This window comes from Streptomyces xylophagus, assembly GCF_000716435.1.
GTDB classification, from domain to species: Bacteria; Actinomycetota; Actinomycetes; order Streptomycetales; family Streptomycetaceae; genus Streptomyces; species Streptomyces xylophagus.
In genome coordinates this window covers 522,580-531,653 of sequence record NZ_JNWO01000003.1, presented here as the reverse complement: position 1 = coordinate 531,653, position 9,074 = coordinate 522,580, and the positions used below count along the sequence as shown (strand labels likewise).

At 70.9% G+C, this 9,074-nt stretch carries 7 protein-coding genes; 2 read left to right on the top strand and 5 right to left on the bottom strand.

The genetic code is table 11. The annotated features are described in order from the left end of the window. Positions 1 to 35: 35 nt before the first annotated feature. Positions 36 to 590, bottom strand: a complete 555-nt coding sequence (locus tag OO70_RS09465; RefSeq protein WP_043666743.1) for an ATP-binding protein — start codon at positions 588 to 590, stop codon at positions 36 to 38. 229 nt (positions 591 to 819) lie between these two features. Then, entirely contained in the window at positions 820 to 1,143 is a 324-nt protein-coding gene (locus OO70_RS09460; protein WP_019058105.1) for a hypothetical protein, read from the bottom strand. Between the two features lie 307 nt (positions 1,144 to 1,450). Here OO70_RS09460 and OO70_RS09455 point away from each other — a divergent pair, with 307 nt between their 5' ends. Further along, entirely contained in the window at positions 1,451 to 2,575 is a 1,125-nt protein-coding gene (locus OO70_RS09455; RefSeq protein ID WP_043666738.1) for a PLP-dependent cysteine synthase family protein, read from the top strand. Between the two features lie 79 nt (positions 2,576 to 2,654). Here OO70_RS09455 and OO70_RS09450 read toward each other — a convergent pair whose 3' ends face one another. Continuing rightward, the gene (locus OO70_RS09450) at positions 2,655 to 3,125 is read right to left on the bottom strand and encodes an SRPBCC family protein (protein WP_043666735.1); all 471 of its coding nucleotides are present in this window, start codon (positions 3,123 to 3,125) and stop codon (positions 2,655 to 2,657) included. A gap of 69 nt (positions 3,126 to 3,194) precedes the next feature. Further along, entirely contained in the window at positions 3,195 to 4,025 is an 831-nt protein-coding gene (locus OO70_RS09445; protein ID WP_043666733.1) for a DeoR/GlpR family DNA-binding transcription regulator, read from the bottom strand. Positions 4,026 to 4,315: 290 nt separating this feature from the next. Between OO70_RS09445 and OO70_RS09440 the strand changes: the two genes are divergently transcribed. Further along, a complete protein-coding gene (locus OO70_RS09440; protein ID WP_043666729.1) occupies positions 4,316 to 6,655 on the top strand; it encodes a membrane protein in 2,340 nt (779 codons plus the stop codon). Here OO70_RS09440 and OO70_RS09435 read toward each other — a convergent pair. Continuing rightward, positions 6,625 to 9,060 (bottom strand): right-handed parallel beta-helix repeat-containing protein, encoded by a 2,436-nt coding sequence (locus OO70_RS09435; RefSeq protein WP_043666726.1) that lies wholly within the window; start codon positions 9,058 to 9,060, stop codon positions 6,625 to 6,627. The two genes, OO70_RS09440 and OO70_RS09435, sit on opposite strands and share 31 nt — an antisense overlap. Positions 9,061 to 9,074 lie beyond the last annotated feature (14 nt).

The window sequence follows — 9,074 nt, the reverse complement described above, 5'->3', positions numbered from 1 at the left end:
CCCCCGAAGCCACCCCCAAACAAATCACCGCCCGATCAACCGGCAACGGCCGACCGGGCGGGAGCGTGTTGGGGTCGGTGGCCGTCGACCGGGTGCTCGACCTCGGTCACGAACCGATGCGCGGGCTTCTCCGCGACCGCACGGCGCGGGGGACGGGCCGGGGCGGCCGGCGCGGCCGGTGCTGGCTCGGGCGCGGTGAGCGTGAACCACACGACCTTCCCGGAATCACCGTCAGGCCGCACCCCCCAGCTCTCGCTGACCGCGGCGACCATCGCGAGCCCCCGCCCACAGGTGGCCGTAGGCGCGACCTCGTCGATGTCCCCCACCACCGGAAGCCGGGGATCGTGGTCGTGCACCGAGACCATGAGGTGGTCGAGCAGCAGCTCGATCTCGACGATGCACGTCTTGTCGGGCTGGGCGTGCCGGTGGACGTTGGTGAGGAGCTCTGTGACACCGAGCGCGGCCCGGTCTATCAGAGGGTCCATATGCCAGTAGCGCAACTGCGCAGATACGATTCTGCGGACCTGGCCGATCCGCGACGGCAGGGCTTGGAGCTCCACCGCGCAGTGCCTGCTTGGGTGACTGATCACGGCTGCGACTCCCCGACTGAGGTCCGGAAGAACACGGAGTTCGGATCCAGCAGGGTGGTCAAGGGAAACGGCCGCCTGCTGTTGTACCCGGCGGGCTGGTTCGCAGCGTTATCGCCGGTAAACCCAGAGTGACGTGAGACCAGAGTGACGCAGGGGCCGCGGTCCCGCAACTCGCGGCCGACCGCAGCCGTTCCAACCGCCGATCGGCGGTTGCTACCCGCCGTGCCGGTCAGCCGCCGCGCCCGGCCGCCTTGCGTACGGCCTCGATGAACCGGCGTGCCGCCGGTGGACCCGGCTGACCCGGCGCGGGGTCGTGCTCGCCGAGGGTCAACAGGTACCTGTTGCCGTTGAGATCGGCCAGCGCCCGGTCCTCGGGAGCGAACCAGGGCTTCGACGCGCGCACCGCCTGCACCGGCGCGCTGTCGATCTCGCTGCCGTAACTGGTGAGCAACTCCAGCCTGCCGTCATTGATCCGGACCTGTCCGGCCCGGGTGAGCGACCGCAGCCGCTTCCCGATCCGCACGCCCGTGGCCGTGAACTCCGGCTCCGCCATGCTTCCCCGCCCCCTTGGTCCAGGACATCTCGTGATCCAGTGTGCGCCCCCGTTCAGGACGTTCGTCCCGCTCCGGTGCAGTCTGCCCGCCCGGGCCGTCGAGCACCAGTACGTACGGCACGGTCACGGTGAGTACCCGGAGCACTCGCATAAATGCGCCCCCAGGTTTCCTTGCGGTCGCTCCCCAGGGGCGCCTTTGGGGACCTCAAAGGCGCGTTTATGCAGGTGAGAAGCGTGCGGAAGGTGCCTATGATCGAGGTGTCGGCCGCGCGAGGCGCCGTCGGCGCGAAGCGTAAGGAGCCCCGCCGTGAGCACCACCCCACAGGCCCTGACCGGCGCCACCCTCGATGTCGACCGCAGTGACGGCGCCTACCGGAGCTGGCTGAAAGAAGCCGTCCGCAAGGTCCAGGCCGACGCCAACCGCTCGGCCGACACGCACCTGCTCCGCTTCCCGCTCCCCGAGCACTGGGGCATCGACCTGTACCTGAAGGACGAGTCGACCCACCCCACGGGCAGCCTCAAACACCGCCTCGCCCGCTCCCTCTTCCTCTACGGCCTCTGCAATGGCTGGATCCGGCCCACCCGCCCGGTGATCGAGGCGTCCAGCGGTTCGACGGCGGTGTCCGAGGCGTACTTCGCCAAACTGATCGGCGTCCCCTTCATCGCGGTCATGCCGCGCACGACCAGCCCCGAGAAGATCCGCCTGATCGAATTCCACGGCGGCCAGTGCCACTTCGTGGACGACTCGCGCAAGATGTACGAGGAGTCGGCCGCCCTCGCGGTGGAGACCGGCGGCCACTACATGGACCAGTTCACCTACGCGGAGCGGGCCACGGACTGGCGCGGCAACAACAACATCGCCGAATCCATCTTCCGCCAGCTGGAGTTGGAGCGTTTCCCGGAGCCCGCGTGGATCGTCGCCACGGCCGGCACCGGCGGTACCTCGGCGACCCTCGCGCGCTACGTCCACTACATGCAGTACGACACCCGCGTCTGTGTCGCCGACCCGGAGAACTCCTGTTTCTTCGAGGGCTGGACCACCGGCGATCCGGACGTCACCTGCGACTGCGGCTCCCGCATCGAGGGCATCGGCCGCCCCCGTATGGAACCGAGCTTCGTACCCGGCGCGATCGACCGCATGATGAAGGTCCCGGACGCGGCCGGCATCGCCGCCGTACGAGCCCTGGAACAAACCATCGGCCGCAAGGCGGGCGGCTCCACCGGCACCGGCCTCTGGAGCGCCCTCAAAATCATCGCCGAGATGGTGGCAACGGACCAACAGGGCAGCGTGGTAACCCTGTTGTGCGACCCGGGCGACCGCTACCTCGACAAGTACTACTCGGACACCTGGCTGACGGCCCAGGGCATGGACATCACCCCGTACAGCAAGGCGATCACGTCGCTACTGGTGACAGGGGTGTGGCCGACCTGAGCTGTAGCGCCCTGAAGGGGCGCGGGGAACTGCGCGCCCAGCCACAACGGACCCGCACACGATCGACGGCCAACGCGACCTATCGCCCTAACCGCCGATCCAACTCCGTCACCGCCCCCTTGAACGCCCGCCCCAACCCAGGCCGAGCCAGCCGCACAACCCCCCGAAACAAGGCGGAGCCATCCGCGGCGAACGTCCACTGAACCCTGGTCCCACCCCCGGCAGGGACCAGGCGCCACTCCTCGGCCAACGCCCGCGCCCCCGGCGCATTCGTGATGTCGACGCGGTAGGCGTACACCTCCGCCTCCTTCGCCGCGATCACCGTCTCCACGAAGTGCCCGCCACCCTTCAGCCGGATGTCGCGCCCGGCACCGTCGTCGAGTGCCCGCGCCCGCGTCACGGCCGAGAACCACTCCGCCCACCCCGGCACATCGTCGTTGAGGGCGTGGAAGACCGCGTCCGGTGCCGCGGACATCTCCTGCGCGAAGATCAGCCGTACCGGAGCGGTGTCGACGAAGTCGAGCCCGACAGGGCGGAGACGGTGAGCCATGGACGCGAACCCCCTTGACGGGTAAGGGAAGTTGACCGAGGCGGCGACGTCACGATAGCTGACGACCAGTCAGATGTCTTCCCCGTCATCGGGTTCGCCCGCCACCACAAGCCGCCGCAGATGCTCCGAGATGTCCGCACGCGCCTCCGCGGGCAACCCCGCGTCCGTCACCAGCGTGTCGACCTGTTCCAGCGCGGCGAACGAACTCAGGCCCACCGTCCCCCACTTGGTGTGGTCCGCGACGACCACGACCCGCCGCGCGGACTGCACGAGCCTGCGGTTGGTCTCGGCCTCCGCGAGGTTCGGTGTCGACAGTCCGGCCTCGACCGATATGCCGTGCACACCGAGGAACAGCAGGTCGAAGTGGAGCGCCGCGATCGCCTGGTCGGCCACCGGGCCCACCAGCGAGTCGGAGGGGGTCCGCACCCCGCCGGTCAGTACGACGGTGGCCGCGCCCTGGCGTTGTCCCGAGCTGCGCTGTGCCGCGTGGAAGACGTCCGCCACCCGCACCGAGTTCGTGACCACGGTGAGGTCGGGGACCTCAAGGAGATGGTGGGCGAGCGCGTACGTCGTCGTACCGCCCGAGAGCGCGATCGCCGTGCCCGGCGCCACCAGCTCCGCCGCCGCCCGCGCGATGTCCTCCTTGGCGGTCAGCTCCAGCCCCGACTTCGCCTCGAAGCCCGGCTCGTGCGTGCTCGCCTCGACGACCGGGACCGCCCCGCCGTGCACCTTCTCCAGGACGCCCTGGCGGGCCAGCGCGTCGAGATCGCGCCGTACGGTCATGTCCGACACGCCGAGCTTGCGGGTCAGTTCGTTGACGCGGACACCGCCCCGGCGCCGGACCTCGTCGAGGATCAGGGCGCGCCGCTGCTCCGCGAGGAGGTTCTGATTCTCACTCACGTACGCTCCGGTCCTTTCGCCGCGACCCGTCAGACTGTCCATCGCACCTGCCCCGATCAGGAGGTTCTTCCCGGCTGCGGCGCGTGGGAGGACCCATCCTCGCACGCCTCCACAAGCACCGCGCCACCGCCTGTCCCGACGCGCACATGTCATTCGAACATCAACTGTCCCCCTTGTGTCACACGGATCGGGGAGATTCCGTGACCGGGCGTGTGCAATGCGCCTGAAGGGGCGATCCTGGTGTGCACACGAACACAGCCAGACGGTGCGTCACGGGGGATGTGCGAACAGTGGAACGTGTGCAGGAACATGCCGTCACGAGCGAGGCGAAACGCCTTGCCCCACGGCCCGAAGAGACCGAACCCGCCCTGGAACTCCTGGTCCACGGAGTCGGCGGCGCCACACCCGAGAAGATGCTCGGTGATCCGCGCACGGTACGGATCACCGGAGACGACACGGCGGCCGTCTTCCGGCGCGCCGCCGACGTCGACGCCGAGTCCCGGCCCGCCGACCAGCACACCGGACCGATCCGCGAGGCGTATGTCTGGTGCAACCTGACCTCCGGCAACGGCACGCGAGCCCTGTGGCTGTTACTGCTGCCGTTCATGGTCGTCAACCTCGCCCACTGGATGCGCCCCACCGCACGCGACCGGAATCGCACAGTGCGTTTCTACGGCCTCCTGGTGCGGCTCGCGGGACTGACCCTGACCGTGCTGCTCGTCGCGGCGGCCTGCGAGGTCGCCCTCGACCTCGCCGCCTGGCAGTGCGCCGGCACGCGCGCGTGCGCCGAGAGCCACTCCTGGCTCGGCTTCCTGTCGCCCACCGTGTCGCACGACAGCTGGTGGAGCCGCCCCGGCCGCCGCCTCGCGCTCGCCGCCCTGGTGCCGACCGCGCTCACGGTTCTGCTCTGGTACCTCTCCCGCCGCACGTGGAGCGAGTACGAGTCGCAGCAGCCGATGCCCCGCAGAGCCGAACCCGACGACGAACCGGACCGCAGTTCCCTGGGCCGCCCCGGCTTCTGGTACGGCCGCCGCCTGGTCGCCCGACTCCGTGCCGCCCACACGGCGGCCGGCCTCCTGACGGTCGCCGCCGCCGTCACCGTTCCGACGGCGGACTTCGACCGAGGGCCCGCCGGATCCCACGCTCTGGCCACCCTCGGCGGACTCCTGGAGACCGCGCTCGCTGGCGTCGCGTTCGTCGTGGTCTACGTAGTGTGCCGTCGGGGCCGCAGCGAGAACCGCCTCGACCAGGCCCTGGACCGCCGTCTCGTACGACGCCTGCCGCTCGGCGCACTTCTGCTGCTCGCTCTCGCCCTGCTGTACGCCGGCTGGTCGCGCCCGGGATGGGAGTCGTCCGGGCGGTTGCCGGGCGATCCGGCCTTCGGTGGAATCGCCCTGGTCCAGGGCCTGTTGGTGATCACCCTCGCCGTGGTCGCCCACCTGCTGCACCGCACCCACCCCGACCCCCGCGCGGCGATGCGCGGTCTCGGCGGACCGGCCGTGGCGATGCTGGCCTGCGCCCTGGGCGGCGTGATGTCCGGCGGGGTCTCGCAGCGCGTCTCGGACTGGCTGGACGGCACCGGAACCTCCATCGCGGGCCCACCCGTCCTGCTCACCTGGCAGGCCTCGGTGATCCCGTCCCTGCTCGTCGTCCTCCTCGTCCTTTGCGCCGGGCTGGGCCACCGCACCTGGCGGCTGCGCCGTACCGAACTGGCCGCGGTGGCACAGGACTACCCGGTCCGCCGAAAGGACCGGGCGCGCACCGGCCGTATCGCGAGCACGCGCGCGATGGCCTCGCTCACCGACCGCGGCCCCCTCCTCGTCGCCGTCACCTCCACCGCGACCCTGCTCCTGGGCGCAGCGGCGCTCGTCGGCGCCTTCACCACCGACAAGACACCGGCACGGGCCGGGGAGGAGGGGCACGCCTTCGTGCACGGCGCCGCCCAGACCTCGCAGGGCCTCGGCTCCTGGCTGATCGGGCTCGGCTTCATCCTCTTCGTCACCTGGGGCAGGCGCGCCTACAAGGACGCCTCCGCGCGGCGCACGATCGGCATCCTCTGGGACGTGGGCACCTTCTGGCCGCGCGCCGCCCACCCCTTCGCCCCGCCCTGCTACGCCGAGCGCGCCGTACCGGACCTGACCTGGCGCATGGCCACCTGGACCCGCACCACCGGCGGCCGCCTCGTCATCTCCGGCCACTCCCAGGGCAGCGTCCTCGCCGCAGCGGCGGCCTGGCAACTCAAGCCGGCCCAGCGCAAACGCGTCGCCCTGCTCACTTACGGCTCACCCTTGGAGCGCCTCTACGGCCGCTGGTTCCCGGCCCACTTCGGACCGGCCGCGCTCAGCCGGCTGCACCGCGAGGTCGACTGCTGGCGCAATCTGTACCGGCTCACCGACCCCATCGGCGGCCCGGTGCGCGTGTCCGGCGACTGCGGCCCCGAGGTGGACCACGCCCCCCTCAAGGACCCACTGGAGTACGGCCGTACGGCACGGCATCCGCTGCCCGCGCCGATCCTCGGCCACTCCGACTACCAGGCCGATCCGGTGTTCGCCGAGGAACGCGAGCGGCTGCTGGCCAGGCTGCGGCCCGAGGTGCCGCCTCAGGGCAGCTCGGGCAGGTCGTCCGCGTAGAGCAGGGTCAGCTCGTCCGTGCTCGGCTCCTCGACCTGGGCGACCCGGCTCGCGTGCCGCTCCACCATCGCCTCGAAGGTCTGGCGCGCGGTGCGGCCGTTGCCGAACGCGGCGCCCTTCGGGATCGCCGTGAAGTACTTCGTCAGTCCCTCGGACGCGCCCTCGGCCAGCCGGTACTCGTGCTCCTCGGCCTGCTGCTCGACGATCCTCAGCAGTTCCTCGGGGTTGTAGTCGCTGAAGGTGATGGTCCGTGAGAAACGGGACGCCACACCGGGGTTGACGGAAAGGAACCGCTCCATCTCCGCCGTGTAGCCCGCGACGATCACCACGACCGCGTCGCGGTGGTCCTCCATCAGCTTCACCAGCGTGTCGATGGCTTCCTTGCCGAAGTCGCGGCCCGAGTCCTCCGGGGAGAGCGCGTACGCCTCGTCGATGAACAGCACTCCGCCGCGCGCCTTGTCGAAGGCCTCCTGGGTGCGGATCGCGGTGGAGCCGATGTGCTCGCCGACCAGGTCGACCCGGGACACCTCGACGAGATGGCCCTTCTCCAGCACACCGAGCGAGGCGAGGATCTCGCCGTAGAGCCGGGCGACCGTCGTCTTGCCGGTGCCGGGGGAGCCGGTGAAGACCAAGTGCCGTTTGACGGAGGCTGCCTTGAGGCCGGCCTGCTGGCGGCGGCGGCCCACCTCGATCATGTCGGTGAGGGCCCGCACCTCGCGCTTGACGCTGTCCAGGCCGACCAGCGCGTCGAGTTCACCGAGGACGGCCTTGGAGCTGCGGGACTCCTTGTCCGCCTCCGTCGCGGGGACCAGGGGCTCCCGCTCGGCGGTGCGCTGGCCGGGGATCGCGCCCAGCACAGTGGTCGACTGGCTCGCCGTCGCCACGGCCGTCTCGTGAGCGGTGGGCGGCTTGACGCTGCTCTCGTCGCTGGTGCAGTCCTCGACGACGGGTCCCGTGCCGGGCCCCGCGTCCGGGCCGGCGTCCGCGAACTCGTAACCGCCGCGCGCGCACCGCTCCGTACGGCACTTCTTGAGCGTCGTACGACAACCGTCTATGACATGGAAGCCGTAGCCGCCGCTGCCCGTCACCCGGCAGCCCTGGAAGGTGCCCCGGCCGCCCGCGGAGACGTAGAAGCCGGCCTCGGCGGGGGAGTCGACCGTGCAGCGCTCGATGGTGGGGTCGGCGCCCTTGGTGACGATCACGCCGGTCTGAGTGGCGTCCACCGTGCAGTTGTTGAGAGTGCCGCCGCTGCCGTGGTCGCGGAACCACGCGCCCGTGGCCGCGTCCCTGATCCGGCAGTCGTCGAGCTGCGCGGTCGCGCCGTCGCTCACCGACACGGCTGTGTTGCGGACCTGGGAGATGTCACTGTCGACGACATCCGCGCGCGAGCCGCGGTCGAGTACGAACAGCGCGTCAGGTACGTCGTGCACCCGGCACGAGTCGAGGACCACGGTCGCGCCGTCGCTGACCCACACCGCCGGATAGTCGCCCGTGCTGTCGAAGATCTCGCACTGGTTGGCGTCCACGCGCGTGCCCGGGTCCCACACCGACAGTCCGTTGCGCCCGAACTGACGCACCGTCGTCCGGGTCAGCGTCAGGACGGAACGGGAGCGCAGGTCGACCGCGTTCTCCGGGATGTCGTGGATACGGCAGTCGGCCAGCGTCAGCACCGCGTCGGTGTCGAGGGTCACGCCGTCGGCGGTCGTACGGTGCACATCGCAGTCGGTGAGGTGGGCGGTGGCCCGGCCGGTGATCTGGACGCCGCTGCCCCGCGTCTCGTAGACCTCACAACCCACCGCCTCCAGCGCGGAGTTCTCGCCCGTCGCGGACAGACCCACGCCCGACGCGTGGTGGATGCGGCAGCGCTCCAGACGCGGGTGACCGCCACCGCGGACCGCTACGCCCGCCTGGCCGGCCGACACGACCTCGCACTCCTCGAACACCCCGCCGCCGCCGTCGAGTACGGCGATCCCGATGCCGGCCGGGTTGTCGACGGTGCAGCGCCGCACAGTGGGGCGGGCACCGCCGCGGACCTCGATGCCGGACGCGGAGCGCGTGACGATCCGCAGATCCGTCAACTCCGGTGCCCCGTCCTCGACAAGGAGGGCGGGCGCGGCCGAGTCCTGGCCCTCGACATGCAGGTCCTGGACGATCGCCGAGGCGCGCACGGTCAACGGCACGCCGTCCAGGGGCGCGATGCGCACCGAGCCGGGCGAACCCTCGGGGCCGCGCAGGGTCACCTGCCGCTGCACGACGAGGTTCTCGCGGTAGGTTCCGGGAGCGACGGTGAGGACGTCGCCCTCGGCCGCGGCCTCCAGGGCGGCGGCGAGCGACGCGTACTCACCTGTGCGGCGCCGCCACCGCGATGTACCGGTGTGCGTCACCTGGACCGTGCCCTGTGCCATGGCGCTGCTGTGCC

Excerpts from the sequence above, each read along its gene's own strand:
- OO70_RS09460 (WP_019058105.1), bottom strand. The coding sequence starts at position 1,143 with ATGGCGGAGCCGGAGTTCACGGCCACGGGCGTGCGGATCGGGAAGCGG.
- OO70_RS09450 (WP_043666735.1), bottom strand. The coding sequence starts at position 3,125 with ATGGCTCACCGTCTCCGCCCTGTCGGGCTCGACTTCGTCGACACCGCT.
- OO70_RS09435 (WP_043666726.1), bottom strand. The coding sequence starts at position 9,060 with ATGGCACAGGGCACGGTCCAGGTGACGCACACCGGTACATCGCGGTGG.